This window comes from Streptomyces sp. NPDC032472 (assembly GCF_040636955.1).
Lineage (GTDB): Bacteria > Actinomycetota > Actinomycetes > Streptomycetales > Streptomycetaceae > Streptomyces.
The window spans coordinates 68,984-94,476 of record NZ_JBEZVK010000022.1; the positions used below are offsets into that span (position 1 = coordinate 68,984).

The window sequence follows — 25,493 nt, forward strand, 5'->3', positions numbered from 1 at the left end:
CCCGCCTCCCTACGGCCTGCCCGTCAGGCCGTCACCAGGGCGCAGCGCCGCATCACGTCGTCCAGGGAGAGGCCGAGCGCCTCGGCCACGGCGGCGACGGTGAAGAAGGCCGGGGTGGGCGCGCGGCCGGTCTCGATCTTGCGCAGGGTCTCGGCGGACAGCCCGGCGCTCGCCGCGACCTCGACCATGCTGCGGCCGCCGCGGGCCTCTCGCAGCAGGGCGCCGAGGCGCTCGCCGCGCTCGCGCTCTTCGGGGGTGAGAGGGGTTCGGACCATGGCCCCAGCTTAGCGCGCCTCCAATAACAATGCCGGTAAACTTATACCGGTATAGTTATTGGCATGGTGGAACTCAAGACGGAACGGTCGATCGACGAGATGCGCGCCGCGGGCCGGGTCGTGGCCCGGGCCCTGGCCGCGGTACGGGACGCGGCGCGGGTCGGCGTGTCCCTGCAGGAGCTGGACCGCGTGGCCCGCGGCGTACTGGACGGGGCGGGGGCGACCTCGCCCTTCCTCGGCTACCGGCCGCAGTTCGCGCCGGTCCCCTTCCCGGCGGTGGTGTGCGCCTCGGTCAACGACGCGATCGTCCACGGCATCCCGAACGGCTACCGGCTCCGCGACGGCGACCTGGTCAGCATCGACTGCGGCGCCCGGCTCGGCGGCTGGGTCGGGGACGCGGCGGTCAGCTTCACGGTGGGCCGGCCGCGCCCGGCCGACCTGCGGCTCATCGAGACCGCCGAGGCGGCGTTGGCGGCCGGGATCGCGGCCGCCGTGCCGGGCCATCGGATCGGGGACATCGCGCACGCCATCGGCACGGTGTGCCGGGGGGCGGGATACGGCATTCCGGACGGCTTCGGTGGGCACGGGGTGGGGCGGCAGATGCACGAGGAGCCGGGTGTGCCGAACGAGGGCCGGGCGGGGCGGGGGATGAGGCTGCGGGTGGGGATGGTTCTGGCGATCGAGCCGATGCTGATTGCGGGGGGAACGGATGACTATCGGTGCGACGGGGACGGCTGGACGCTGCGCACCGTTGACGGTACGCGGGCCGCGCATGCGGAGCACACGGTGGCCGTCACCGCGGCCGGGCCCCGCATCCTGACCGCCCTCTGACGGCCCGGGCGGGCCACCGCCCCTCCCGCTGCGCGGAGCCGTTTCCCCTCCCCGCCCCTTCCCGAAACCGGGGCTCCGCCCCAGACCCCGCGCCTCAAACGCCGGCGGGGCTGGAATTGCCGCGCAGCGGCAAGATCCAGCCCGCGCGGCGTTTGAGCGCTGGGGGTACCCCCAGCGGTAGCTGGGGGTAGGGTCCGGGCCGCAGGGTTACTACGGGGTGCCGTGCGGGTGGACCGCCATCGCCGAGCCGCCGCCCCGGCGGGTGGTTTCGGCTGCGGCGAGCCAGCGGCCGTCGGGCAGGCGCTGGACGCCCGTGGCGGCGCCGATCTCCGGGTTCTGGCGGAAGGCCTGCCCCAGGGCTTCGAGTTCCGTGCGCAGCGGGCTGTTCCACAGGGCCGGTTCCAGCTCGGTGGTGGCCTGGTTGCGCTGGCTGGCCCGCGGCGCGGCGATGGCGTCGACCAGCGGCAGCCCCCGGTCCAGGTGCTCCGTCAGGGTCTGCAGGACGGTGGTGATGATGGTGGCGCCGCCCGGGGAGCCGACCGCCAGCACCGCCCGGCCGTGGTCGAGGACGATGGTCGGGGACATGGAGGACCGCGGCCGCTTGCCGGGGCCGGGCAGGTTCGGGTCCGGCACCCCGGGGAAGGCCGGGGCGAAGGAGAAGTCGGTCAGCTCGTTGTTGAGCAGGAAGCCGCGCCCCGGGACGGTGATCGCGCTGCCGCCGGTGGACTCGATGGTCAGGGTGTACGACACCACGTTGCCCCAGCGGTCGGCGACCGTCAGGTGGGTGGTGTTCTCGCCCTCGTACGTCGTCGGCGCGGCCTGCCCGCCGGCGGTGCAGGGCTGCTGCGGCGCACGCGGGTCCCCCGGCGGCAGGGGGCTCTTCAGCGTCCGGTCCGGGCTGATCAGGCAGCCGCGCGCGTCGGCGAACCGCTGCGAGAGCAGCTCGCGCGTCGGGACCTGCTCGAAGGCGGGGTCGCCGACCCACCGCCCCCGGTCGGCGAACGAGATCCGCGAGGCCTCGATGAAGCGGTGCAGGTACTGCGCCTCCGACAGGGAGCCCAGGTCGGTGCGCTCCAGGATGTTCAGCGCCTCCCCGACGGTGGTGCCGCCGGAGGACGAGGGGGCCATGCTGTAGACGTCCAGGCCGCGGTAGCCCACCCGGGTCGGCTCCTGCCGCTTGGTGGCGTAGGCGCGCAGATCCGCGGCGGTCAGGTCGCCGGAGCGGACCTTGCGGGTGGCGGCCGGGTCCACGGGCGGCTTGCGCACGGTGTTGACGATGTCCTCGGCGATCGGCCCGCGGTACAGCGCCCCGGCGCCCTTGCGGCCGAGCTCCGCGTACGTGGCGGCCAGGTCGGGGTTCTTGAAGGTGGAGCCGACCACCGGCAGGGCGCCGCCCGGCAGGAAGAGCCTGCGGGTGTCGGGGAAGTCCTTGAAGCGGGCCTGGTTGGCCTCGGTCTGGGCCCGGAAGGTGGCGTCCACCGTGAAGCCGTCGCGGGCCAGTTTCTCGGCGGGCACCAGGAGTTGGCCGAGCGGGCGGGTGCCCCAGGCGTCGAGTGCGCTCTTCCAGGTGGCGGGGGTGCCGGGAACGCCGACCGAGCGGCCGCTGGTCTGGCCCTCCTCGAACGGGATGGGCACGCCGTTCTCCTGGAACAGCTCGGCGGTGGCGGTCTTCGGGGCGGTCTCGCGGCCGTCGATGGTCTGCACCCGGCGGGTCTTCGCGTCGTAGTACACGAAGTAGCCGCCCCCGCCGATGCCGGCCGAGTACGGCTCGGTCACCCCGAGCGCGGCCGCGGTGGCGACGGCGGCGTCCACGGCGTTCCCGCCGGAGCGCAGGACCGCGATGCCGGCCGCGCTGGCGTCGGCGTCGACGCTGGCGACGACCCCGCCGTAGCCGACGGCGACGGGGACCTTGGCGGGGGTGCCGGCGGCCTGCGGCGGGGCCGACGGCGGGGCGGCGGCGCCGGTCGCGACGAGCGTGCCGGCGAGGGCGGCGGCGAGCGCTAACTGACGTGGGGCGGGACGACGCATGGCGTACCTCCGGTCGACGGTCGACGGCCTGTCAGACCCCCCTGCGGGCGGACGGCAGGGCTGCCTGCGGTCGGCACTGTAACTTCACCGCACCCCCCGCGTCAGGAAGGCCCGGCCCGGTGAACCTTTCCGGTTACAGCGCTAGCATCCGCCGCATGAACGACGACGTGCGCAACATCGTGCTCGGGGTGGCGGCCACCGCCATCAGCGGCGGCTTCGGCTGGTTCACCCGCACCTACGTGTGGCGCCGGGCGCTGCGCCGCAAGCAGGCGTTCTTCGGCCTGCCCACCGGCTCGGACTGCTTGTTCGTGGTGAACCGGCAGATGGGCGGCACGGAGGGGTCGGTACACCGCAACGACACCTTCGCGCTGCTGGAGATATCCGCGCTGATCAAGGACTGCGGGGCGAACCTGCAGATCGTCTCGCACGACGCGGTCCGCCAGGGCTTCGGGGAGCGCGCCGAGTTCTGCATCGGCGGGCCCGCGTCCAACAACCGGACCACCGCCCACCTGGCGTCGATGCTGCCGGGCATACGGGTCGACATCTCCACCGAGCCGGGGCCGGACCGCGGGGCGATCCACGTCGGCGGCGAGACGTACCGGTGGCAGAGGGGGCAGGCCGAGTACGTGGTGCTGGCCCGGCTGACGACCGGGCCCGGCACGCGGCCGGTGTTCCTGATCTCCGGGCAGACCGCGGTCAGCAACCAGGCGGGGGCCCGCTTCCTCGCCCGCAACCACCAGAAGCTGGCCCGCACCTACCGGGGGAGCTCCTTCTGCGTGCTGCTGAAGGTGACCAACTCCGACGCGTACGGCCCCGACGTGGCCGAGCTGCTGGCGGACGTCACCGTCCCGGCCCGGACACCCGCAACGGCAGACGTGTGATCCCGTTGATGAAGTTCGACACCAACCGGCGCGGCGGACCTGCGAGTTCGGGAGCGGGCATGGCCGTACGCCACTCCTCCTGGAGCACCCGCAGCTGGAGCCGGGCGAAGTGCGCACCCAGGCAGACGTGCGGGCCGTCCCCGAAGGACACGTGCGGGTTGGGCGTGCGGGCGAGGTCGAGGCGGCCGGGCTCGGCGAAGACGCGCTCGTCGTGGTTGGCGGAGGCGTGGAAGACCACCACCTTGTCCCCCGCCCTGATCGGCTGCCCGGCCAGTTCGGTGTCGGCGGCGGCGGTGCGGCGGAAGCTGAGCACCGGCGGGTGGACCCGCAGGAGTTCCTCCACGGCCCGTTCCACCGGGACCTCGCCCGCGGCGAGCCGCCGGTAGGCGCCCGGGGCCCCGGCGAGGGCGAGCAGCGCGCCGGGGGCGGCGCTGCGCACGGTGTCGTTGCCGGCGACGGTCAGCAGGAAGAAGAACATCTCCAGTTCGGCCGGCTCCAGTCCGGCCGTGGCGAGCGAGGTCATCACGTCGTCGCCGGGGTGGCGGCGCTTGTACGCGGCCAGCTCGCGGGCGTACGCGAACATTTCGCCCAGCAGCGCGGGTGACCGGGGGTTGAGCGGCCTGCCGTCGGGGCCGCGCAGCGGTTCGGGCGCGTCCTCGGGATCCTGGTAGCCGATGACCCGCACGGTCCACTCCAGCAGCAGGGCGCGGTCGGCGGCCGGGATGCCCAGCAGGTCGGTCAGGTTGAGCAGGGCGTACTCGTCGGTGACGGTCGCGACCACGTCGGCGGCGCCGTCCTCGGCCCTGTAGCGGGCCCCGGCCAGCAGCGTACGGGCCCGCTCGCGGACCCGGGCCGCGAAGGCGTCGACGCGGGCCGGGGTGAAGGCGCGGGAGACCAGCCGACGCAGCCGCCCGTGGCCGGGAGGGTCCTGGTTGAGCATGGTGCGGCGCAGGAAGGGCAGGTCGGCCGGATCGGGGTCGCGGATCTGGGTGGCGCCCAGCCAGGAGGAGTACGCGGTGTGGTCGCGCAGCACCCGGACCACGTCGGCGTGCCGGGTCACCGCCCAGAAGCCGGGGCCGGCGGGCCAGCCGTCGAACTCGGGCTCCTCCTGCCAGGCCACCGGGTGGCGGTCGCGCAGCAGCCGGTAGGCCTCGTGCGGGATGCCCTTGGCGTAGCGGCGCGGGTCGAACACGTCGGGCACGGGCACGGTGGCGGGGGCGGGGGCCGGGCGGGCCCCGTCCGGGGCGGCGGCATGCATGGGGCCACCGTGACGGGGCGGGGCAGGGTCCGCAAGGGGGCCGGGGGGCGGCCGCCCGGTACCGCCGCCCAGACCGGGCGGTCCCCCGTCAGAGGCGCCCCGTTTTGCAGGGGGCGGCCTCGATGACGGTGTCCGGGCCGCGCAGCGCCGCCCGGTAGTGGCTCGGCTGGGAGGACAGCGTGGTGCAGACGAGCTGGCCGCGGGCGAGGTCGGTGAGGCCCTCGACCAGGATCGGCAGGACGACCTCGACGGTGTCGCTGTTGGACTGCAGCACCCGCACCTCGACGGCGGACCTGAGGTCGACGACGGGAACGGCGGTGCGCAGGCCCGCGGCCCGCTCCTGCTGGGTGGGCCCGGCGAGCAGCCGGGCGAGGGCGCCGCCCGGGGAGGGGATGGTGTACGGCACCGTGGAGGGGGTGAGGCGGTCGTCGGGGGTGATGTAGTACACCAGCGAGTTCTCGGTCGGCCCGGCCACGGCCATCTTGGCGGGGGCCCCGCTCTCGACGACCCCGGTCGGCTTGATGCCGCAGCCGGTCAGCAGGAGCCCCGCGGCGGCCGGGAGCGCCACCGCCCGTGCGGCCGCCCGGGTCCGGGCCCGTGTCCGGGTCATGCGTCGGCCTCCAGCGGCATGTCGAGGGTGAACACCGCTCCCCCGGCCGGACCGTTCGCGGCGACCAGGGTGCCGCCGTGCAGCCGTACGTTCTCCAGGGTGATGGCGAGGCCGAGGCCGCTGCCCGCCGAGCGGGTGCGGGCCGCGTCGGCCTTGTAGAAGCGGTCGAAGATGTGGGGCAGCACCTCGGGGGCGATGCCGGGTCCGCTGTCGGCGACCTCGACGAGCAGCCGGTCCCCGCCGGGATCCGGCCGCGTGGCCACGGTGACGCGGACGGGGGCTTCGCCGTGCCGCAGGGCGTTGCCGACGAGGTTGGCGAGGACGACGTCGAAGCGGCGCGGGTCGAGGCGGGCGCGGACCTGTCCGGGCAGGTCGGTGTGGACCCGTTCGTCGTCCCAGTGGCGGCGTTCCAGGGTCTTGCCCACCGCTTCGGCGAGGTCCACGTCGTCGAGGTTCAGTTCGGCGGCGCGGGCGTCGAAGCGGGATATCTCCATCAGGTCCTCGACGAGGACGGCGAGCTTGCCGGTCTCGGCGCTGATGAGGCGCAGGGCGGCGGCGGTGTCGGCGTCGAGGCGTTCGGCGTCCTCGTCCAGGACCTCGGTGACGGCGAGCATCCCGGTGAGCGGGGTGCGCAGTTCGTGGGAGACGTCCGAGGCGAAGCGGCGGGCCCGGGTCTCGGCCTCGCGCAACTCGCTCACCGACTGCTCCAGGGCGCGGGCGGTCTCGTTGAAGGTGCGGGCGAGACCGGCGAGTTCGTCGGCGCCGCGGACCTCGATGCGGGTGTCGAGTCGGCCGCGGCCCATGTTCTGGGCGGCTCGGCGCATGTCCCGTACGGGGCGCAGCACGCTGCGGGCGGCGAGCAGGGCGGGGACGAAGGCGATCGCGAGACCGGGGACGGCTCCCCGTTTGGCGGCCTCGACCATGGCTTCGACGGTGGCGTTCTCGGTGGCGAGGGGCATGGTGACGAAGACGGTGAGGCCGGTGGGCCGGGTGGCGCCCTGGTGGGTGAACACGCCGGGCATGCCCACGGTCAGGTAGGGGGTGCCGTTGGGGTCGGTGACGCGCTGGAAGGCTCCGTGCGGGTGGGCGCCGACCTGCTTGCGCAGGGCTTCGGTGACCAGGGTGGAGGCGGGGGCGCCGGTGCTGGAGGAGCGCAGGGCGCCGTACTCGGCGAAGACGTTCCAGGGGTGCGGCTTGCCGCGCCGGGTGAGCTCCAGGACGATCTGGTCGAGCCGCTCCTGGTCCACGGGCAGGCTGACGGCCTGGGTCTCCATCAGGTCGCGCAGCGTGCTGACCGCGGTGTCCTGGCTCTGCTTGAGGACGGCGGTGCGGGCCTGCTGGTAGGTGAGCGCGGCGGTGGAGACCGCGCTGATCGCGGCGACCAGGAGGAAGGCCGCGATCAGCCGGGTACGCAGGCCCAGCGGGGCGATGCGCCTCACCGGAGGGCCGCGAGCGGGCCGAAGCGGTAGCCGAAGCCGCGTACGGTCTGGATGTAGCGGGGTGCGGCCGCCGGGTCCTCCAGCTTGTGGCGCAGGCGCCGTACGCAGGCGTCCACGAGCCGGGCGTCGGCGTGGTAGCTGTGCTCCCACACGTACTCCAGGAGCTGCTGGCGGGAGAAGACCTGCTCGGGCGAGGCGGACAGGTGCAGCAGGAGCTTGAGCTCGCTGGGGGCGAGGGCGAGGCGCTCGCCGTTCTTGGCGACGGTGAGCCCGGATCGGTCGATGGCGAGATCCCCGTGCTGCTCGACCCCGGGCCGACTGCCGGACGGGGGGCCGAGGCGGCGCAGGACGGCCTTGATGCGGGCCTCGATGACCTCGGTGCGGGCGGGTTTGACGATGTAGTCGTCGGCGCCGGCTTCGAGGCCGACGACGATGTCGAAGTCGTCGCCGCGCGCGGTCAGCATGATGATCGGGACCTGGCTGGTCTCACGGATGCGGCGGCAGACCTGTACGCCGTTGATCCCGGGCAGCATCAGGTCGAGCAGGACCAGTTCCGGGCGGAAGGCCCCCATCAGCGCGAGGCCGGCCTCGCCGGTGTCGGCGGCGCGCACCTCGTGGCCGCGGCGGCGCAGGCCCAGGCCCACCCCCTCCCGTACGGAGGGGTCGTCCTCGATCAGCAGTACGCGTGGCATCCGGTTCGGCTTCCAAGGGCGTCGTGGCCGTTCCCCCCGCTAGCGGCCGCTCTTGCGCCGCAGGGAGTTCAGCAGGTCGGTGATCTCCGTCAGGCGCAGCGGCCCGGCGAGGAGAACGACGCCGATCATGATCACCGCGGTTCCCGATGCGGCCGCGGCGATGTCGCCGAGGCCCTCGGCGGCGCGGGCGGCCGCGTACCCGGCGGCTGCCGCGGGCACTGCGGCGGCGAGCAGCCGCAGGTGGGTGCCGAGGGCGGTGGCTCGGCCACCCGAACCCGAACCCGCAGCGCCCTCGCGCGGGCCGAGCCGCCGGGCGAGGGTGTACGCGGTCACGGCGAGGCCGGCGAACAGGGCGACGGTGTACGCGGCGGCCATCCCGGTGACCGCCCAGCGCGGCGGCAGCAGCAGGTACGCGGCCACCGACAGCCCGGCGTTGAGGCCGGCGATGACCAGGTTCAGGCCGAACGGGGTGCGGGTGTCGGACAGGGCGTAGAAGCCGCGCGAGAGGACGTACTGGCCGGAGAAGGCGACCAGGCCGGGCGCGAAGGCGATGAGCATGCCGGCCATGGCCTCGATGTCGGCGGCGCCGGTGCGCCCGTAGCCGAAGACGCTGCCCATCACCCAGGGCGCGAGGGCCGCGAAGAGGGCCGCGGCCGGGACGACGAGGGCGGCGCTGGAGCGCAGCGCGTACGACACGTCGCGGCGGACCGCGGCGAGGTCGGCGTCGGCGGCGGCCGCGCTCATCCGGGGCATCAGCGCGGTGACGAGGGAGACGGTGATGATGCCCTGGGGGACGATCCACAGCTGGTAGGCGTTGCTGTAGGCGGTGTAGCCGGCGCCGCCGGCGAGGCCCGCCAGCTCCGCCTGCCGCCCGGCGGTGGTGGACAGCCGGGTCACGACCCAGTAGCCGATCTGGTTGGTGAACACGAGCATGACCGTCCAGCCGGCGTTGCGCAGCGGCCGGGCCAGGCCCTGGCCGCGCCAGTCGAAGCGGGGGCGCCAGCGGAAGCGGGCGGCGCGCAGCGAGGGGAGGAGGGCGAGGGCCTGGACGACGATGCCGGCGGTGGTGCCGAGGCCGAGCAGGCGCGTCTCGGCGGCGCTGAGGCCGTCCGCGCCGTCGTGGGAGAGGAAGAGGAACAGTCCGAAGACGGCGATGATGACGAGGTTGTTGAGGACCGGGGTCCACATCATGGCGCCGAACCGGCCGCGGGCGTTCAGCACCTGCCCGAGCAGGGTGAACAGCCCGTAGAAGAGGATCTGCGGCAGGCAGTAGCGGGCCAGGGCGACGGTGGTGCTCGCCTGCGCGCCGCTGTACGGGGTGTACGCGGCCACGATCAGCGGGGCGGCCAGCACGGCGGTGGCGGTGAGCAGCACGAGGGCCGTGGTGCAGGCGGTGAGCAGCCGGTCGGTGTACGCAGCCCCGCCGTCGGCGTGCTCCTTGGCGGCCCGGACCAGCTCGGGCACGAAGACGGCGTTGAGGGCGCCGCCTATGAGGAGCATGTAGAGGATGTTCGGGACGGTGTTGGAGACGGCGTACGTGTCGCCGAGCAGACCGGTGCCGAGCGCGGCGACGACGACGGCGGAGCGGACGAACCCGGTGGCGCGGGAGACGACGGAGCCGGCGGCCATGAGCGCGCCGCTGCGCAGCACCGAGGACTTGGGCGCTGCTGCGGCGGGCGCGGCGGGGGGCGCGGCGGCGGCCGTCACCGGCGGGCCAGGTAGGCCTGGAAGGCCTTGTAGAGCGCCGCGTTGGCGTATCCGTCCACGGGTGTCTCCCACTCGCCGAGCGTTTCGACGACCTGCCCGCCGGTGCCGAGCTTCCAGCGCAGCAGCCCGAAGGAACGTTCGTCGGGGTCGAGGGTGGAGGGTACCCCGCGCATGTCGTATTCGTCCGCTCCGAGGGCATGGGCGTCGCGCATCATGCGCCACTGCAGGGCGTTGCTGGGGCGGACCTCGCGGCGGTGGTCGGCGGAGGCGCCGGTCTGGTACCAGACCCGGCTGCCGGTCGTGATCATCGTGTGGGCGGCGAGCACCTCGCCCCCGTGGACGGCGAGGTAGAGCCGCATCCGGCCCGGCATTTCGGCGTTGAGGGCCTCGTACTGCCGCTCGTAGTACGCGAGCGAGCGGCCGAGGCGGAAGCCGTCGCGCTCCTCGGTGATGCGCAGCAGGCGGTGGAACTCCGGCAGGTCGCCTGCGGTCCCGAGGAGGGTCTCCACGCCCGTCTTTGTGGCCTTGCGCACATTGCGGCGCCATTCCTGGTTGAGCCCGGACCAGACGTCGTCCAGGGTGCGGCCGGCCAGCGGGACGCGGAAGACGTGGCGGGGCTGGGCGTCGCCGTCGTCCTCGCCGCCGCAGCGGCGCCAGCCGCGGGTGCGCAGCCGGTCGGCGAGGGCGGCGCCGACCGGGTCGACCTCGGCGGCCAGGACGTCGGTGACCCGCCGGCCGGGTCCGGTGGCGGCCTTGAGGGGGGCGGCGTCCCAGCGGCGGTAGGCGGGGGCGGGGCCCATGCGTACGGCGAAGGCGCCGGCCGCGCGCAGGTGGCGCAGGAGGGGGTTCAGCCAGCGGTCGAGGTACGGGTCGGACCAGTCGGCGGCGGGGCCCTCGGGGAGGTAGGCGAAGTATTTGCGGGTGCCGGGGAATTGGCGGTAGAGAACGAGCCCGCCGCCGGCGATTTCACCGTCCGGGTAGTGCCATCCGACCCTTTCCGAGCGCCAGAGGTCCTTTACCCCGGCCCAGGAGGGGTACTGCAGAAAGCTTGCATTCCGGTACCGGGAAAGGAAGGTCAGATATTCCGCTTCGGAGAGGGAGCGCACCTGAAGGTCCCGGCGGGGGTCCTGCTCATGGTGCCGCCGGTCGGGGGTCGCGAGCAGTGCGCACACGGCTGATGCCTTCCTGTCCGTACGGTCGTGGGGTGGACAGGACTCTCACAGGCGTCCATGACCGATCGGCGCGGCGATTGTGACCGGACGATGACCGTTTTGCTGCGGTCGACGTCACAGAGATGCGTCCGATCTTTTCGGCAGATTGCGCAACCTACAGTCGCCTTGCCCGCATCCCTCTTTGCGGACGTTTCATTGCCGCTGCCGTTTGAAAGGGCCCTTCGTTGAGCCGTACACGCCGTACCCGCCGTTCCGCAACGACCCGCCGCGCCGTGCTGGCGGGTACCGCACTCATGGCCGCCGCGCTGACCGCCTGCAGCGGCGGGTCCGGCGGCGGGGGCGCCGACGGCAAGGCGGAGATGAAGAAGAAGGCCGACATGGCGATCTCCGTGAACCTCACGGGCGACCAGGCCAAGCCCGGCGAGCCGGTGACGGTCACCCTGGCCGCGGGCAAGCTGGCGCAGGTGAAGGTCTCCGACGGCAAGGGCGGCGAACTGCCCGGGAAGATAGCCGACGACGGCCGGACGTGGACCTCCGAGCGTAACGCGGCGCCGGGCACGGACTACAAGGTCGAGGCGCAGAACACCGACAGCCAGAGCGCGAGCGCCCAGTTCAAGACCGCGGCCGCGGACAAGGTGAACAAGGTGGCGATCGTCCCCGGCAAGGGCTCGACGGTGGGCGTGGCCCAGCCGGTCTCGCTGGTCTTCGACAACCCGGTGAAGAACAAGGCCGAGGTGGAGAAGCACCTGAAGGTGACCACCTCGAACAACACCGAGGGGTCCTGGGGCTGGTTCAAGGACTACACCGGCAACGACCGGGTGGACTGGCGGCCGAAGGACTACTGGAAGTCCGGCACCGAGGTCAAGGTCGAGATGAACCTCAACGGCGTGGACTCGGGCCAGGGCGGCGGCTACTTCGTCCGCGACTACGTCACCGACTTCAAGATCGGCAAGGACCGGCGGCTCCAGGTCGACCTGGACGCGCACAGGATGTCGGTGGTCGAGGACGGCCGGACGGTGAAGACGATCCCGGTCTCGGCGGGCACGCCGGGCGGCCAGAAGGCCTCGTGGTCCGGGAAGATGGTGCTGATGAGCAAGGAGGGCACCATCCGGATGGACTCCCAGACCGTAGGCCTGGGCGACTCCTACGACAAGATGGTCGACTACTCGATGCGCGTGACCTGGTCCGGCATGTACATCCACGCCGCCCCGTGGAACGCGGGCAACTTCGGACGCGCCAACGCCAGTTCCGGTTGCGTGGGCATGAGCGACTCCGATGCGAAGGCGCTGTTCGAGATGGCCCAGGTCGGCGACGCGGTCGAGGTCACGGGCAACGGCTCGAAGGGCAAGGCCGACATCGGCAACGGCTTCGGCGAGTGGAACCTGTCCTGGGAGGAGTGGAAGGCCAAGAGCGCCGTGACCGGGGCGGCGCCGCAGAACGGCTGACGGATCGTCGGGAGGGGCGGATTGACCGACAGATCGTTACCACCGCGTAACTTACTAGTGGGTTACCTCAGGTAAGGTCCGCCGGTTACCGTCGAGTACCCCCACACCGGTACATACGAGGAGCCCTCGATGGTCCGCACCCCCACCGCGGCGGCCGTGGCGGCCGCCCTGACCGTGGCCACCCTGGGCCTGACCCCCACGCAGGCCCGGGCGGAGACCCCCGCTCCGGCCCCGGCCGCCGCGGCCGCCGTGACCTCCGCAGCCTCCTCGCCGGAGCTGCGCTTCCACGACATCCCGGGCTCCGGCGGTATCACCCTCAAGGGCAACGTCTTCACCCCGGCCGACGCCGTACCCGGGCGGACGTACCCGCTGATCGTGCTCCCGTCGAGCTGGGGCATGCCGCAGATCGAGTACGTCGCCCAGGCCAAGAAGCTCGCCGACGCGGGCTACGTCGTGGTGAGTTACACCTCCCGCGGCTTCTGGCTCTCCGGCGGCCGCGTCGAGGTGGCCGGCCCGCCCGACGCCGCCGACGTCTCCGCCGTGATCGACTGGGCCCTGGCCAACACCCCGGCCGACGCCGGCCGCATCGGCGTCGGCGGGGTCTCGTACGGCGCCGGCATCAGCCTGCTCGCCTCCGCGCACGACGCCCGCATCAAGGCCGTGGTCGCGCTCAGCGGCTGGGCCGACCTCATCGACTCCATCTACTCCGGCCGCACCCAGCACGTCCAGGCCGCCGCCCTGCTCGGCGCCGCCGGCTACCTCACCGGCCGGCCGAGCCCCGAACTCCAGCAGGTCCTGGCCGACTTCGCCGGCTCCCGCCTGGACCGCGAGCAGCAGCTGATCGACTGGGGGCGGCAGCGCTCGGCCTCGGAGCAGCTCGACCGGATCAATGCCAACGGCGCCGCGGTCATGCTCGGCAACGCCTGGGGCGACACCATCTTCCCGCCCAACCAGTACGGCTCGTTCTACGACAAGCTGACCGGCCCCAAGCGGCTGGAGTTCCGCCCCGGCGACCACGCCACCGCCGAGGGCAGCGGCCTGTTCGGCCTGCCCAACGACACCTGGACCAACGCCCACCGCTGGTTCGACCGCTACCTCAAGGACGAGCACAACGGCGTGGACACCGAGGCCCCGGTGCAGATCAAGTCCCGCAGCAGCGAGGGCTACGAGGGGTACCCCGACTGGAAGGCCGTCGGCGCGGCCGCCACCGAGAAGCTCCCCCTCTCCGACACCGAGCACGTCTTCACCGGCATCGACTCCGGCGCCGACGGCGGGATCGTCCTGCTCTCCAGCGCCCTCGACCAGTTCGTGAAGACGCCCCCGGTCGCGTCCATCCCGCTGCTGCCCCGCGCCTTCGCCGCCGTCTGGCAGTCCGGGCGCTATGACACGCAGAAGCGCATCCGCGGAACGGCCCGGCTGCACACCACGGTCACCCCGACCCGGTCCGACGGCACGTTCATCGCCTACCTCTACGACGTCGGCCCGCTGGGCATCGGCAAGCTGGTCACGAACGCCCCGTACACCTTCCACGGCAAGGCCCCCGGCCAGGCCTTCGGCGTGGACCTGGACCTGTTCTCGACCGCGTACGACGTCCCCGAGGGCCACCGCCTGGCCCTGGTCATCGACACGGTGGACCCCCTGTACATCGAACACAACCCCCTGGCCGCCCAACTCACCTTCACCTCCCCCCACACCAACCCCTCCTACGTGACGATCCCGCTGCGCGAGAAGTGATCCGGGCGGCCGGTGACTCAGTACCCCTGGGAGCTCTTGGTGACCCGGATGGTGCGGCGGCGGTGGGCAGCTCCGCCACGGCCGAGGTCGAACGGGTCGGACCAGCCACGTCCGTACGCCCGGCAGGCAGGCGTCCCGCGCCGACGGGGCGCCCGCCTCGGCGGCGGACACCGGAGTGACCCACCGGCCGTCGACCGTGACCGTCACGCCCCGCACCAGCACGGCCGGGTCCCGCGGCCGGCGCGGCCATCTGTCCTCCGGCCACGTACCGACGGCCCAGGCGACGAGAGCGCCGAGCACGACCAGAGCGCCGAAGAACAGCGTCGTTCGCGCGCGGTCCCTCTTGCGACCACTTGTCATCGCGCACCCGCCTTCCCTCCTGCCAGGTGTAGATCGGCAAGCCTGAGGAGCTCGTGACGTGGAAGGGCTTTCCCTTGTCGTCGATCACCGTCGTCCCGTGCTCACTGCCGTCGGTCCAGCTCAACTTCGCATTCCACGTGCAGTGGCACCGGCCCGGGTTCACATCGATCAGTAGCGTCGCCGGATCGGATGCCGTCGCCTGGTACGGGAACTTCAGCTCGTCCTTGCGGAAGTCACCCATGAAGTCACCGGCGGGCACCCAATAGGGGGCCTTCGCATCGAAGTTGACGCGGTCGACGTGGTAGGTGGGGCTGTCCCCGCCGAACGGGTGAGCCGATGCTGCGCTCAGTGCTTGAGGATCTTGGAGAGGAAGTCCTTGGCGCGGTCGGTTTCCGGGGAGGTGAAGAACGCCTGTGGCGGGCGGTCCTCGACAATGCGGCCGTCGGACATGAAGACGACGCGGTGGGCTGCCGAGCGGGCGAAGCCCATTTCGTGGGTGACCACGACCATGGTCATGCCCTCGGCGGCCAGCTGCCGCATGACCTCCAGCACCTCGTTGATCATCTCCGGGTCGAGGGCGGAGGTGGGCTCGTCGAAGAGGAGGGCCTTGGGGTCCATCGCCAGGGCGCGGGCGATGGCGACGCGCTGCTGCTGGCCGCCGGACAGCTGTGCGGGGAACTTCGGCGCCTGGTCGGCGAGGCCGACGCGCTCCAGGAGCTCCAGGGAGCGCCGGTCGGCCTCGTCCTTCCTGCGGTGCCTGACCTTGATCTGGGCGAGCGAGACGTTGGCCAGGACGGTCTTGTGCGCGAAGAGGTTGAAGGACTGGAAGACCATGCCGACGTCCGCGCGCAGGGCGGCCAGGTCCTTGCCCTCGGCGGGCAGCGGCCTGCCCTCGAGGGTGATCGTTCCGGACTCGACGGTCTCCAGCCGGTTGATGGTCCGGCACAGGGTCGACTTGCCGGAGCCGGACGGGCCGATGACCACCACCACCTCCCCGCGCCCGACGGTGAGGTTGATGTCCTTCAGGACGTGCAGGTGCCCGTAGTGCTTGTTCACGTCCCGCAGTTCGATCAGTGGTTCCACGGCCATGTGTGGTTCGTCCCTGCCCTGCTGTGATGGTGGACGGTGCGGTCAGGGCCGACTATCGCCGGGTGGGGCGGCCTTCGCCCCGTCAACACGCCAGCGGTAGCTCTGGCCGCCTCCCGGGTACGGGGTGTCGATGTGGCGGGAGCGGCGGCCTTCCAGGGCGGTCACCGGGCAGCCGTTGAGCTCGCCGTAGTCGCATGCGCGCAGCCTCGGGTCCCGGTGGATCGGGATGGCGGTGCCGCCGAAGGCGATCCCGGCCGTCTCCACCGCCCGGTGCAGGTCGGAGACGAAGACCCCCGCGAGGTGGTCCTCGCGGCGGCGGTCGCCGAGCCGGGCCGCGAGCCGGCGGCCCGTCGCTGACAGGCGGCCGGGCAGCCGGCCGATGGCGATGCCGCGCTCGTTGTCCTCGGTGAGCGAGTGGGTCTCGTAGACGATGTCGACGCTCATGCCCCTCCGTTTCCGGATCTTCCGCGGACCTCCGCGGACGTTCCATCGGACGTTTCACCGGGCGTTCTAGAGGCCTTCGGATGCCTCTGCGTACGCCTGCGAGAGCTCCGGGGAGCCGGTCATCGCCCAGGAGACCCCCGACTCGATCACGTTCAGCTCGCGGCCCGAGGACAGGCGGATCACCGGCTGGCCGTTCGGCCAGAGCTGCCAGGTGGCGCCCAGGCGGGAGCGGATGATCACGGTGCCGAGGTAGAAGCCGGCGTCGTTGCCGAGCCAGGGGACGAGTTCGGGGTCCCGTCGCCAGCGGGGCATCAGCTGGTCCAGCGCCTCCAACGAGGCCGGGCTCCCGTCGAGTTCGAGCCCGGCCGCCCGCGCGTGGACGCGCAGCATCTCGCATTCCGAGAACAACTCGTTGACGCTCTCGGGGTCCTCCGCGAGGGCGGCGGCCAGTCCCGCACCCCGTTCCGTGTCGTTCCGGTTGAGCCAGTGGTCCAGGAAGGGGATGTTCATGTCGCCCAGCCTGGCACCAGGACGCCCGCCTGGCCACAGGGCGCGCCTGGATCCGGCGGGGCGGACCCCGGCCCGCGGCCCGTTACGCGCCGGGGTCGAGGTCGAGGTCGACGACGACCGGGGCGTGGTCGGAGGCGCCCTTGCCCTTGCGCTCCTCGCGGTCGACGTAGGCGTCGGTGACGGCCTTGGCGAACGGCTCGTTGCCGTACACCAGGTCGATGCGCATGCCGCGGTTCTTGGGGAAGCAGAGCTGGCGGTAGTCCCAGTACGTGTACGGGCGGTCGTACTTCAGGGGGCGCGGCACCACGTCGGCGAGGCCGGCGGCGCGCAGTGCCTCCAGGGCGGCGCGCTCGGCGGGGGTGACGTGGGTCAGGCCCGCGAAGACCGCCGGGTCGTAGACGTCCTCGTCGGTCGGGGCGACATTGAAGTCCCCGAGCACGGCGAACGGGCGCGGGCCGGCCGCGTCCTCGGCGACGGCCGTGGTCAGGGCGCGGAACCAGTCGAGCTTGTAGCCGTAGTGGTCGTGCTCGACCTCGCGGCCGTTGGGCACGTACACCGACCACAGGCGCACGCCGCCGCAGGTGGCGGAGATCGCGCGGGGCTCCTGGACGCCCTCGTAGTCGGGGCCGTCGGCCAGGCCGACGACCACGTCCTCCAGGCCGACCTTGGAGATCAGGGCCACGCCGTTCCACCTGCCGGTGGCGTTCACGGCCGCCGCGTAGCCCAGCTCGCGCAGCTGGGCGTGCGGGAACTGCTCCAGGGAGCACTTGGTCTCCTGGATGCAGACGACGTCCGGGGCGGACGACTCCAGCCACGCCAGCAGGCGGGGCAGCCGGGCGGTGATCGAGTTGACGTTGAACGTGGCAATGCGCATGACGTCCAACCTACCGCCCGGCACCGACAGCGGCCGGACCCGGCGGTCGGAGTCACACCTCTGCGGTGTCCCCTGCGCCGAGCCGGCTGTGCGGAGCGCCGCCGAGGGCCTCCAGGGCGTAGTCGTAGATCGGGCGGGCGACGTCCGACAGGTAGGCGTCGTGGATGTCGATCGCCACGGCCGGCTTGACCTCACGGACGTAGTCGATCACTTCGCCGACCTTGTTCCAGGGGGCGTGCACCGGCAGCATCAGCGTCTCGACGGGGACGCCGGGGACGGTCAGGGCGTCGCCTGGGTGGAAGAGGGAACCCTCCACCAGGTAGCCGACATTGGTGACCCGGGGCATGTCCGGGTGGATCAGGGCGTGCAGCTCGCCGTGCACCTGCACCTCGAACCCGGCGGCGGTGAAGGCGTCGCCGTTGCCGACGGTGTGGACGCGGCCGGGGTAGGCGGGGGTGAGCTGCTGCGCGACGCTGTGCAGGGTCCACAGCTGCGCGGCCGGGTTGGCGTCGAGCGCGGCGCGCAGCCGGCCCTCGTGGAAGTGGTCGGGGTGCTCGTGCGTGACGAGCAGGGCGTCCGCCCCGAGGCCTGCATCGGGCTCGCTGAAGGCGCCCGGGTCGATGACGAGCACGCGCCCGTCCTTCTCGAGCTGGACACAGGAGTGCAGCCGCTTGGTGAGCTTCATGATCCCAGGCTAGCGGCCGCCCCCGGGTCGGGTGGGGCGCTCCTCCGGGACCGCTGCGCGGCCTACGGAACCGCGGTGGAGACCACGTAGACGCGGGGTTTGCCCGGGTCGGTGAGGTCGACGGTGATGTCGCGGGTGGGGCGCGGGTCCGGCTGTTCGAGGGTGATGCCGTACCAGGCGTTGTTCGGGCCCCAGCTCCAGCCGGCGATCGAGGCGTCGTGCGCGTCGATGGTGACCCCGCGGGTCAGGGCCCCGCGGCTGGTGCCGACGTCGGCGAGGAAGGTGTCCAGGTCGGCGGGGGTGACCGCGAACTGCACGTACAGCCGGCTGGTGTGCCAGTTGTTGGTCTCCAGGAAACCGACCTTCCAGGCCTTCTGCGGGATCGGCACGTCGTAGATGCTGCGCTGCACCCGGGAGGGCCAGCCGGGGCGGACCTTGGACGCGCCGATCTTGGCGGCCTTGTCGCGGCCGCTCTCGCGGCTCTGCTGCGCCGAGACGGCGAGGTAGCCCGCGGGGACGCCCACCAGCAGCAGGATGATGATCGCGGTGATCCAGCGGCGTTTGACGACGTGCTTGCGGTCCTCCGCCGTGGTGGTCGGCGCGCCGCCCTCGTCGGGGGCGGGCGCCTGGCGGGGCAGGGTGGGGGGTGTCACTGCGGTTCCTGGTCCTGCTGCTGGTTCCGGTTCGGGTGGTCCTGAGCCTGGTGGGCCTGGCCTTGGTGGTCCTGGCCTTGGTGGTCCTGGCCCAGGGCGTTCCCGGCCTGCTCGTTCCGTGCCTGTCGGCTCTGCGCCTGCTCGCCCCGGTCCTCGGGGGGCGCGGGCTCTCGGCGGCCCAGCCGAGCGTAGCGCTCGTAGCGCTCGACGCGCCTGCGGGTGGCGCGGCGGAAGCGCCGGGCGACCAGCCGGGCCAGGTCGGCGGCGCCGACCATGCCGGCCTCGGGGCCGAGCTGGGCCTTGGCGATGCGGGCCTCGGGCCGGTAGCCGCGGCCGGTCAGGTGGCGGCGGAAGGCGTCGCGGGCCGGGCCGATGAGGAGGTCGTCGGCGGCGCTGACGCCGCCGCCGATGACGAAGCAGGCGGGGTCGAGGGCGGCGGCCAGGTTGGCGAGGCCGACGCCGAGCCACTGGCCGATGTCCTGGAGCAGCTCGACGCACATGGCGTCGCCCTCGCGGGCCAGCTCCGTGATCAGCGGCCCGGTGATCTCGTGGACGTTGCCGCCGACGCGGGCGATGATGTTGTACGCGACCGGGGAGTCGGCGGCGGCCAGCTCGCGGGCCTCGCGGACCAGGGCGTTGCCGGAGCTGTACTGCTCCCAGCAGCCGCGGTTGCCGCAGGGGCAGCGGTGCCCGCCGGGCACGACCTGCATGTGGCCGAACTCGCCGGCGACGCCGAACCGGCCGCGCTTGACCTGGCCCCCTTCGAGGATGGCGCCGCCGATGCCGGTGCCGAGGGTGATCATCACGAGGTGGTCCTCGCCGCGGCCGGCGCCGAAGCGCCACTCCGCCCAGGCGGCGGTGTTGGCATCGTTGTCCACCATGACGGGGACGGCGAGGCGGGACTGGAGGGCGTCGCGCAGGGGCTCGTCGCGCCAGGCCAGGTGGGGGGCGAACAGGACGCGGGAGCGGTCGGCGTCGACCCAGCCGGCGGCGCCGATGCCGACGGCGTGGACGTCGTGCCGGTCGGAGAGGTCCAGGACCAGTTCGACGATGGTGTCCTCGACGACCTTGGGGCTCTTGGACTTGTCGGGGGTCTCGGTGCGGATCTTCTCCAGGATGACGCCGTCGGCGTCGACCACGCCGGCCATCACCTTGGTGCCGCCGATGTCGATGCCGACGGTCGGGACGCGCGGGGCGGTCAGGTGCGACCGGCGCTCACGGGTGCCGATGGTCCGCAGGACGGTGCTCCGCGCTGCCCCCCGGTGGGTGAGCGTGAAGTCCCGGTACGTGCTCATCGAGTCGTGTCGTCCCTCTGGGTGTCGTCGGTCGTCGGGCGGGGCGTCGTGCGGGGCGTCGGACCCGATTCTGCCACCCGCTCCAGTTCGTGGCTCAGTTCCTCCAGCTCGGAGCCGCCCGCCATCTGCCGGGTGAGCTCGTCGAGGGTGATCGAGTCGCGGGTGTGGCTGCCGGCCATGGTGCCGCGCTTGAGCAGGACGAAGCGGTCGCCGACGAGGTGGGCGTGGTGCGGGTTGTGCGTGATGAGGACCACGCCGAGGCCGGCGTCCCGGGCGGCGGCGACGTACTTGAGGACGACGCCGGACTGCTTCACGCCGAGGGCGGCGGTCGGCTCGTCCAGGACGAGGACCTTCGCGCCGAAGTACACGGCGCGGGCGATGGCCACGCACTGCCGCTCTCCGCCGGACAGGGTGCCGATCGGCTGGTCGACGTCGCGCAGGTCGATGCCCATGCGCAACAGCTCGGCGCGGGTGGTCTCGCGCATGGACTCCACGTCGAGGCGGCGCAAGGGGCCGCGGCCGCGGGTGGGCTCGGAGCCGAGGAAGAAGTTCCGCCAGACCGGCATGAGCGGGACGACGGCGAGGTCCTGGTAGACAGTGGCGATGCCGCGGTCGAGGGCGGCGCGCGGGTTGGCGAGGACGGTCTCCTCGCCGTCGATCTCGAAGCTGCCGGCGTCGTGCTGGTGCAGCCCGGCGATGATCTTGATGAGGGTGGACTTGCCGGCGCCGTTGTCGCCGAGGACGCAGGTGATCTCGCCGGCGGAGACCTCCAGGGAGACGCCCTGGAGGGCGCGGATGTTGCCGTAGTACTTGCTGACATCGGTCAGCTTCACAAGGGCACTCACTTGGCCTCCGCCCGCTTGCGGACCCATGCGTTGAGCAGCGTGGCGAGCAGCAGCATGGCGCCCAGGAAGAACTTGAACCAGTCCGGGTTCCACTGGGCGTAGACGATGCCGTTGCTGGTCATGCCGAAGATGAAGGCGCCGACGGCCGAGCCGATCGCGGAGCCGTAGCCGCCGGTCATCAGGCAGCCGCCGATGACGGCCGCGATGATGTACAGGAACTCGTTGCCGACGCCCTCGCCGGACTGGACCACGTCGTACGAGAAGAGGATGTGCTGCCCGGAGATCCAGGCGCACAGGGCGACGCCCATGTAGAGGCCGATACGGGTCTTGACGACGGGCACCCCGACGGCGCGGGCGGCATCGGCTCCGCCGCCCACCGCGAAGATCCAGTTGCCGGCGCGGGTGCGCAGCAGGATCCAGGTGGCGACGGCGACCAGGACCAGCCACCACAGGACGGTGACCTTGAGGGTGACCGAACCGACGGTCCACTGGGAGGCGAACAGGGCGCGGGCGGAGGGGAAGCCCTCCATGTCGGCGATGGTCTTGGTGGAGACGGTGCCGCTGATGAGCTTGGTGAAGCCGAGGTTCAGGCCGGTCAGCATCAGGAAGGTGCCGAGCGTGATGATGAAGCTGGGCAGCTTGGTGCGGATGAGCATGAACCCGTTGAAGAAGCCGATGGCCAGGGTGACCAGCAGCGACACGAGGACGCCGACCCACACGTTGGCGGTCATCTGGTAGCTGAACATCGAGCTGATCAGCGCCGAGGTGGTCACCATGACGCCGGCGGAGAGGTCGAACTCCCCGCCGATCATGAGCAGGGCCACCGGGACCGCCATGATCCCGATGGTGGAGGCCGAGTACAGGATCGTGCTCAGGCTGGAGGCCTGGAGGAAGCTGTCGGCGGCGAAGGAGAAGAAGACGAAGACGGCGGCAGCGCCGACGACCGCTCCCAGCTCGGGGCGGCCGAGCAGGCGGCGCAGCAGCGAGACGGGGGCCAGGCGCTCGTCGGCGGAGGCGGCGGACGGCGGGGGCGGCGGGGGTGCCGGGGCGGGGGCCAGGGCGCTCATCGGCTGCCCCGCTTGATGTAGTCCTCCAGCTTGGCGGCCTGGTCGGCGGTGACGATCTGCGGGCCGGTGAGCACGGGGCGGCCGCCGCCGAGCACGTCCGCGTTGTAGCGGTACAGCCACAGCAGGTCGATGGCCTCGTAGCCCTGGAGGTAGGGCTGCTGGTCGACGGCGAAGCCGATGCTGCCGGCCTTCAGGTCGCGGGCGACCGACTCGTTGAGGTCGAAGGTGTCGACCTCGGCCTTGCTGCCCGCGGCCTCCTTCGCCTTGATCGCGGTGGGTGCGAAGGGCGCGCCGAGGGTGAGGACGGCGTCCACGGAGGGGTCGGCCTGCAGCTTGGCCTGGACGGCCGCCTGCACGGAGGGCATGTTGGTGCCCTCGACGTACAGGTTCTCCATGCTGCCGCCGCCCGCGGCGAAGGTCTTCTTCGCGCCGGCGCAGCGCTGCTCGTGGCCGACGTTGCCCTGCTCGTGCAGGACGCAGACCGCCTTCTTGCGGCCGCGGCGGGCCAGCTCGCTGCCGACCGCCTCGCCGGCGATCTCCTCGTCCTGGCCGATGTGGGTGAGGGCGCCGTACTGCGCGGACTGGGCGGATCCGGAGTTGACCGTGATCACCGGGATGCCGGCCTTGACCGCCTTGGCGACGACGTCCTTGAGGGCCTCGGGCTTGGCCAGGCTCACCACGATGCCGTCGACCTTCTGGTCGATGGCGTTCTGCACGAACTGCGCCTGCTGCTGTGCCTGGTCGTCGTGGGCGTAGACGAAGTTGATGTTGTCCTTCGCCGCGGCCTCCTTGGCGCCCTTCTGGACGATGTCCCAGAAGGTGTCGCCGTCTCCCGCGTGGGTGACCATCGCGAAGGTCCAGCGCGGCGTGGAGACGGCGGGCCGGCCCGCCGCGGCGGCCTTGGCCCGCTCCTCGGCCCGCTTGCCGCCCGTACTGCTGCAGCCCACGAGGGAGGCCCCCAGCACCGCGGCGAGCACGGCGCCCACGACGCGTACCCCTGTCCCGACCCTAGCCACGTCTGCGTGCCTGCCCTTCCGTCGTCCTGCGTACTGCGCGTCCTGCGTACTGCGCGTGCTGCGTACCGCTGCTGCGGGCCGCGGCCCGTGGCCTGCGGCCCGCCGATGCCAAAGCGGTCATTCCGGTTCCAGCCGCCCAGTATCCGCCACAGTGGGCCATGTGAGGTCATCGGGGGCTTCGAGGCGATCCGGGCCAACTGTGCCATCGATGCCCTCTCCGGGCAGATTGACAGCCACCGCGGACGGGGTCAGGTTGAGTGCATGCGCATCGGGCTGATCGGAACGGGCCGGATCGGCTCCTTCCACGCGGCGGCACTGGCCCGCCACCCGGACGCCGGCTCGCTGCTGCTGGCCGACGCCGATCCGGAGCGGGCCGTACGGCTCGCCGACCGGCTCGGCGCCACGGCCGCGCCGTCCGTGGAGCAGGTCTTCACCTGGGGCGTGGACGCGGTGGTCGTGGCCTGCTCCACCGACGGTCACGCGGAGCTGGTGGTGCGGGCCGTACGGGGCGGGCTGCCGGTGTTCTGCGAGAAGCCGGTGGCCGTGGACCTCGCCCGGACGCTGGCGGTGCTGCGCGAGGTGGAGGCGGCGCGCGGGGTGCTCCAGCTCGGGTTCATGCGGCGCTTCGACCCGGGCTGCCGCACGGCGCGGGAGCTGGTGCGCTCCGGGGCGCTGGGGCGGCTGCACACCGTACGGACGATGACCGCCGATCCGGCGCCGCCGCCCGCCGCGTACCTGGCGGCCTCCGGGGGCCTGTACCGGGACTGCCTGGTGCACGACTTCGACATGGTCCGCTGGGTGACGGGGCGCGAGGTCACCGAGGTGTACGCGACCGGCTCGGACGCGGGTCCGGTGCGGTTCCGGGAGCTCGGTGACGTGGACACGGCCGCGGCGCTGCTGACGCTGGACGACTCCACCCTGGTCACCTGTACGGGCACGCGCTGCAACGGCGCCGGGTACGACGTGCGGATGGAGTTCGCCGGGGAGCTCGACCAGATCTCCTCCGGGCTGGACGACCGTACGCCGATCGCCTCGACGGAGCCGCACGGCCCGCCCCCGGCCGGCAAGCCGTGGACGGGGTTCCTGGAGCGGTTCGGGCCCGCGTACGAGGCGGAGCTGGCCGCCTTCGTACGGCTGGTGCGCGGCGAGGGCCCGAACCCGTGCGACGGCCGGGAGGCGCTGGCGGCCCTGCGGATCGCCGAGGCGTGCGAGCTGTCGCGGCGGGAGCGGCGCCGGGTGGGCATGGAGGAGCTCCCGGACCTGTGACGCCCGAACCTGTGACGCCCGGACCTGTGGCGCCCGAACCTGGGGGCACGGCACGCGCCGCGCCGCCGGCGGCGGCGATGACGCGGGCTGCCCGGGACGGCAGGCCATGGCCCGCGCCTACCAGCGCACCGGCAGCCGGGTCACTCCGCGCATCAGACTGCCCGTGACCCAGACGGGCGGCCCGGCGGCCGGGTCCTCGGCCAGGTCGGGGAAGCGTTCCAGCAGGCCGCGGATCGCGATCCGGCCCTCCATCCGGGCGAGCGGGGCGCCGAGGCAGAAGTGCAGGCCGTGGCCGAAGGCGAGGTGGCCCTGCGGGGCGCGCCGGATGTCGAAGGCGTCGGGGTCGGCGTAGCGCCCGGGGTCGCGGTCGGCGGCTCCCAGCGAGACCACCACGGTGGCGCCGGCCGGGATGGTGCTGCCGCCGATCCGCACCTCCTCGCGGGCGTAGCGGAAGGTGGCGTTCTGTACCGGGCCCTCGTAGCGGAGCATCTCCTCCACCGCCCCGTCGAGGAGGCCGTCGTAGTCGGCGCGCAGGTCGGCGAGCTGGGCGGGGTGGGCGAACAGGGCCCGCATGCCGTTGGCGACGAGGTTGACCGTGGTCTCGTGGCCGGCGATGAGCAGCAGGAAGGCCATCCCGATCAGCTCGTCGTGGGACAGGCGGTCGCCGTCCTCGTCGCGGGCGCGGATGAGGGCGCCGAGGAGGTCGTCGGCGTCCTCCTTGGCCTTGGCTTCGACGAGCTCGCCGAGGTACAGGCTGAGCTGCTGGTGGGCCGCGGTGATCGGGGCGCCGGCCGACGGGGAGACGACCTCCTTGGACCAGTGGCTGAAGCGGGCGCGGTCCAGGTCGGGTACGCCGAGGAGCTCGCAGATGACGGTCATCGGCAGCGGGAAGGCGACGGCCTCGATGAGGTCGGCGGTGCGCTCCGGGCGGGCGGCCATCGCGTCGAGCAGCTCGTCGGTGATCTGCCGGACGCGGGGGCGCAGCGCCTCGACGCGGCGGGCGGTGAACTCGCGGGCGACCAGCTTGCGCAGCCGGGTGTGGTGCGGCGGGTCGGACTCCAGCATGTTGAAGTTGGCCGCCGTGTGGGCAACGTCGGGCAGGCTGGCGCGCCAGTCCTTCGACAGGCCCGGGTGGTTGAGGGCCTGTCGGGCCTCCTCGTTGCCGACGACGATGAAGGTCGGCTCGTACGCGGCGGCCGCGACGTCGACGCGGTGTACGGGACCCGCCGCGCGCAGCCGGGCGTAGTAGGCGTACGGGTCGGCGCGGAAGTCCGCGGAGTTGCCGCTGATATCCGGTTGAGGCATACAGCCACCCTA

General features: G+C 72.7%; 23 protein-coding genes and 1 pseudogene. 5 read left to right on the forward strand and 19 right to left on the reverse strand.

Features of this window, described 5'->3' with window-relative positions; translation table 11 throughout:
- Positions 1 to 23: 23 nt before the first annotated feature.
- A complete protein-coding gene (locus AB0F11_RS17325) occupies positions 24 to 275 on the reverse strand; it encodes a helix-turn-helix transcriptional regulator (RefSeq protein ID WP_362173858.1) in 252 nt (83 codons plus the stop codon).
- A 63-nt stretch (positions 276 to 338) separates the two neighbouring features.
- Here AB0F11_RS17325 and map point away from each other — a divergent pair, with 63 nt between their 5' ends.
- Positions 339 to 1,106, forward strand: a complete 768-nt coding sequence (gene map, locus AB0F11_RS17330; RefSeq protein ID WP_362173861.1) for a type I methionyl aminopeptidase — start codon at positions 339 to 341, stop codon at positions 1,104 to 1,106.
- Between the two features lie 210 nt (positions 1,107 to 1,316).
- Here the strand turns inward: map and ggt are convergent, their stop codons facing one another.
- Positions 1,317 to 3,134, reverse strand: coding sequence for a gamma-glutamyltransferase (ggt, locus tag AB0F11_RS17335; protein WP_362173864.1), 1,818 nt, complete (start codon positions 3,132 to 3,134; stop codon positions 1,317 to 1,319).
- A 155-nt stretch (positions 3,135 to 3,289) separates the two neighbouring features.
- Here ggt and AB0F11_RS17340 point away from each other — a divergent pair, with 155 nt between their 5' ends.
- Complete coding sequence (locus AB0F11_RS17340) at positions 3,290 to 4,015, forward strand: hypothetical protein (protein ID WP_362173866.1); 726 nt, start codon at positions 3,290 to 3,292, stop codon at positions 4,013 to 4,015.
- Here AB0F11_RS17340 and AB0F11_RS17345 read toward each other — a convergent pair.
- The 6 genes from AB0F11_RS17345 to AB0F11_RS17370 all read right to left on the reverse strand — a co-directional run bounded on the left by AB0F11_RS17345 (position 3,975) and on the right by AB0F11_RS17370 (position 10,827).
- Positions 3,975 to 5,273 (reverse strand): cytochrome P450, encoded by a 1,299-nt coding sequence (locus tag AB0F11_RS17345; protein WP_362173869.1) that lies wholly within the window; start codon positions 5,271 to 5,273, stop codon positions 3,975 to 3,977. The two genes, AB0F11_RS17340 and AB0F11_RS17345, sit on opposite strands and share 41 nt — an antisense overlap.
- Positions 5,274 to 5,361: 88 nt before the next feature.
- Positions 5,362 to 5,883, reverse strand: coding sequence for a hypothetical protein (locus AB0F11_RS17350; RefSeq protein WP_362173872.1), 522 nt, complete (start codon positions 5,881 to 5,883; stop codon positions 5,362 to 5,364).
- On the reverse strand, positions 5,880 to 7,322 hold the full coding sequence (locus tag AB0F11_RS17355) for a HAMP domain-containing sensor histidine kinase (RefSeq protein ID WP_362173875.1): 1,443 nt from the start codon (positions 7,320 to 7,322) through the stop codon (positions 5,880 to 5,882). The genes AB0F11_RS17350 and AB0F11_RS17355 overlap by 4 nt, the downstream gene beginning before the upstream one ends.
- Positions 7,319 to 8,014, reverse strand: coding sequence for a response regulator transcription factor (locus AB0F11_RS17360; RefSeq protein WP_362173878.1), 696 nt, complete (start codon positions 8,012 to 8,014; stop codon positions 7,319 to 7,321). The genes AB0F11_RS17355 and AB0F11_RS17360 overlap by 4 nt, the downstream gene beginning before the upstream one ends.
- Positions 8,015 to 8,053: 39 nt before the next feature.
- Complete coding sequence (gene murJ, locus AB0F11_RS17365) at positions 8,054 to 9,721, reverse strand: murein biosynthesis integral membrane protein MurJ (protein ID WP_362173881.1); 1,668 nt, start codon at positions 9,719 to 9,721, stop codon at positions 8,054 to 8,056.
- Positions 9,718 to 10,827 carry a peptidoglycan bridge formation glycyltransferase FemA/FemB family protein gene (locus tag AB0F11_RS17370; RefSeq protein WP_362174014.1) on the reverse strand — a complete coding sequence of 370 codons (1,110 nt, stop codon included), beginning with the start codon at positions 10,825 to 10,827 and terminating at the stop codon, positions 9,718 to 9,720. Before AB0F11_RS17370 ends, murJ begins: the two co-directional genes overlap by 4 nt.
- Before the next feature lie 359 nt (positions 10,828 to 11,186).
- Here AB0F11_RS17370 and AB0F11_RS17375 point away from each other — a divergent pair, with 359 nt between their 5' ends.
- Both AB0F11_RS17375 and AB0F11_RS17380 read left to right on the forward strand, forming a co-directional pair.
- Positions 11,187 to 12,338 carry an Ig-like domain-containing protein gene (locus tag AB0F11_RS17375; RefSeq protein WP_362174017.1) on the forward strand — a complete coding sequence of 384 codons (1,152 nt, stop codon included), beginning with the start codon at positions 11,187 to 11,189 and terminating at the stop codon, positions 12,336 to 12,338.
- Between the two features lie 129 nt (positions 12,339 to 12,467).
- The gene (locus tag AB0F11_RS17380) at positions 12,468 to 14,072 is read left to right on the forward strand and encodes a CocE/NonD family hydrolase (RefSeq protein ID WP_362173884.1); all 1,605 of its coding nucleotides are present in this window, start codon (positions 12,468 to 12,470) and stop codon (positions 14,070 to 14,072) included.
- Between the two features lie 705 nt (positions 14,073 to 14,777).
- Here the strand turns inward: AB0F11_RS17380 and AB0F11_RS17385 are convergent.
- The 10 genes and pseudogenes from AB0F11_RS17385 to AB0F11_RS17430 all read right to left on the reverse strand — a co-directional run bounded on the left by AB0F11_RS17385 (position 14,778) and on the right by AB0F11_RS17430 (position 22,880).
- Complete coding sequence (locus AB0F11_RS17385) at positions 14,778 to 15,521, reverse strand: amino acid ABC transporter ATP-binding protein (protein WP_362173887.1); 744 nt, start codon at positions 15,519 to 15,521, stop codon at positions 14,778 to 14,780.
- A gap of 42 nt (positions 15,522 to 15,563) precedes the next feature.
- Positions 15,564 to 15,965, reverse strand: coding sequence for a histidine phosphatase family protein (locus AB0F11_RS17390; protein WP_362173890.1), 402 nt, complete (start codon positions 15,963 to 15,965; stop codon positions 15,564 to 15,566).
- Between the two features lie 66 nt (positions 15,966 to 16,031).
- The gene (locus AB0F11_RS17395; protein WP_362173893.1) at positions 16,032 to 16,475 is read right to left on the reverse strand and encodes a DUF6278 family protein; all 444 of its coding nucleotides are present in this window, start codon (positions 16,473 to 16,475) and stop codon (positions 16,032 to 16,034) included.
- Between the two features lie 82 nt (positions 16,476 to 16,557).
- A complete protein-coding gene (locus tag AB0F11_RS17400; protein WP_362173896.1) occupies positions 16,558 to 17,349 on the reverse strand; it encodes an exodeoxyribonuclease III in 792 nt (263 codons plus the stop codon).
- A gap of 52 nt (positions 17,350 to 17,401) precedes the next feature.
- Positions 17,402 to 18,034 carry an MBL fold metallo-hydrolase gene (locus AB0F11_RS17405; RefSeq protein ID WP_362173899.1) on the reverse strand — a complete coding sequence of 211 codons (633 nt, stop codon included), beginning with the start codon at positions 18,032 to 18,034 and terminating at the stop codon, positions 17,402 to 17,404.
- A gap of 62 nt (positions 18,035 to 18,096) precedes the next feature.
- Entirely contained in the window at positions 18,097 to 18,687 is a 591-nt protein-coding gene (locus AB0F11_RS17410; protein ID WP_362173902.1) for a hypothetical protein, read from the reverse strand.
- Positions 18,688 to 18,875: 188 nt separating this feature from the next.
- Positions 18,876 to 19,982 (reverse strand): annotated as a pseudogene (locus AB0F11_RS17415) (ROK family glucokinase); the annotation flags it as partial.
- Positions 19,979 to 20,854, reverse strand: a complete 876-nt coding sequence (locus tag AB0F11_RS17420; protein ID WP_362173905.1) for an ATP-binding cassette domain-containing protein — start codon at positions 20,852 to 20,854, stop codon at positions 19,979 to 19,981. The pseudogene AB0F11_RS17415 and the gene AB0F11_RS17420, both read right to left, overlap by 4 nt.
- Entirely contained in the window at positions 20,824 to 21,894 is a 1,071-nt protein-coding gene (locus tag AB0F11_RS17425) for an ABC transporter permease (protein WP_362173908.1), read from the reverse strand. Before AB0F11_RS17425 ends, AB0F11_RS17420 begins: the two co-directional genes overlap by 31 nt.
- Entirely contained in the window at positions 21,891 to 22,880 is a 990-nt protein-coding gene (locus tag AB0F11_RS17430; protein WP_362173911.1) for a sugar ABC transporter substrate-binding protein, read from the reverse strand. The genes AB0F11_RS17425 and AB0F11_RS17430 overlap by 4 nt, the downstream gene beginning before the upstream one ends.
- Positions 22,881 to 23,171: 291 nt before the next feature.
- On the opposite strand from AB0F11_RS17430, the gene AB0F11_RS17435 reads away from it, so the two are divergent.
- The gene (locus AB0F11_RS17435) at positions 23,172 to 24,176 is read left to right on the forward strand and encodes a Gfo/Idh/MocA family oxidoreductase (protein ID WP_362173913.1); all 1,005 of its coding nucleotides are present in this window, start codon (positions 23,172 to 23,174) and stop codon (positions 24,174 to 24,176) included.
- Positions 24,177 to 24,293: 117 nt separating this feature from the next.
- On the opposite strand, the gene AB0F11_RS17440 is transcribed toward AB0F11_RS17435, so the two are convergent.
- Positions 24,294 to 25,481: a cytochrome P450 gene (locus tag AB0F11_RS17440; protein ID WP_362173916.1), complete on the reverse strand. Its 1,188-nt coding sequence runs from the start codon at positions 25,479 to 25,481 to the stop codon at positions 24,294 to 24,296.
- Positions 25,482 to 25,493 lie beyond the last annotated feature (12 nt).

Bases quoted from the DNA above. Each gene is read 5' to 3' on its own strand.
- AB0F11_RS17325 (WP_362173858.1), bottom strand. From the start codon at position 275: ATGGTCCGAACCCCTCTCACCCCCGAAGAGCGCGAGCGCGGCGAGCGC.
- map (WP_362173861.1), top strand. From the start codon at position 339: ATGGTGGAACTCAAGACGGAACGGTCGATCGACGAGATGCGCGCCGCG.
- ggt (WP_362173864.1), bottom strand. From the start codon at position 3,134: ATGCGTCGTCCCGCCCCACGTCAGTTAGCGCTCGCCGCCGCCCTCGCC.
- AB0F11_RS17340 (WP_362173866.1), top strand. From the start codon at position 3,290: ATGAACGACGACGTGCGCAACATCGTGCTCGGGGTGGCGGCCACCGCC.
- AB0F11_RS17345 (WP_362173869.1), bottom strand. From the start codon at position 5,273: ATGCATGCCGCCGCCCCGGACGGGGCCCGCCCGGCCCCCGCCCCCGCC.
- AB0F11_RS17350 (WP_362173872.1), bottom strand. From the start codon at position 5,883: ATGACCCGGACACGGGCCCGGACCCGGGCGGCCGCACGGGCGGTGGCG.
- AB0F11_RS17360 (WP_362173878.1), bottom strand. From the start codon at position 8,014: ATGCCACGCGTACTGCTGATCGAGGACGACCCCTCCGTACGGGAGGGG.
- AB0F11_RS17375 (WP_362174017.1), top strand. From the start codon at position 11,187: ATGGCCGCCGCGCTGACCGCCTGCAGCGGCGGGTCCGGCGGCGGGGGC.
- AB0F11_RS17380 (WP_362173884.1), top strand. From the start codon at position 12,468: ATGGTCCGCACCCCCACCGCGGCGGCCGTGGCGGCCGCCCTGACCGTG.
- AB0F11_RS17385 (WP_362173887.1), bottom strand. From the start codon at position 15,521: ATGGCCGTGGAACCACTGATCGAACTGCGGGACGTGAACAAGCACTAC.
- AB0F11_RS17390 (WP_362173890.1), bottom strand. From the start codon at position 15,965: ATGAGCGTCGACATCGTCTACGAGACCCACTCGCTCACCGAGGACAAC.
- AB0F11_RS17395 (WP_362173893.1), bottom strand. From the start codon at position 16,475: ATGAACATCCCCTTCCTGGACCACTGGCTCAACCGGAACGACACGGAA.
- AB0F11_RS17400 (WP_362173896.1), bottom strand. From the start codon at position 17,349: ATGCGCATTGCCACGTTCAACGTCAACTCGATCACCGCCCGGCTGCCC.
- AB0F11_RS17405 (WP_362173899.1), bottom strand. From the start codon at position 18,034: ATGAAGCTCACCAAGCGGCTGCACTCCTGTGTCCAGCTCGAGAAGGAC.
- AB0F11_RS17420 (WP_362173905.1), bottom strand. From the start codon at position 20,854: ATGGGTCCGCAAGCGGGCGGAGGCCAAGTGAGTGCCCTTGTGAAGCTG.
- AB0F11_RS17425 (WP_362173908.1), bottom strand. From the start codon at position 21,894: ATGAGCGCCCTGGCCCCCGCCCCGGCACCCCCGCCGCCCCCGCCGTCC.
- AB0F11_RS17435 (WP_362173913.1), top strand. From the start codon at position 23,172: ATGCGCATCGGGCTGATCGGAACGGGCCGGATCGGCTCCTTCCACGCG.
- AB0F11_RS17440 (WP_362173916.1), bottom strand. From the start codon at position 25,481: ATGCCTCAACCGGATATCAGCGGCAACTCCGCGGACTTCCGCGCCGAC.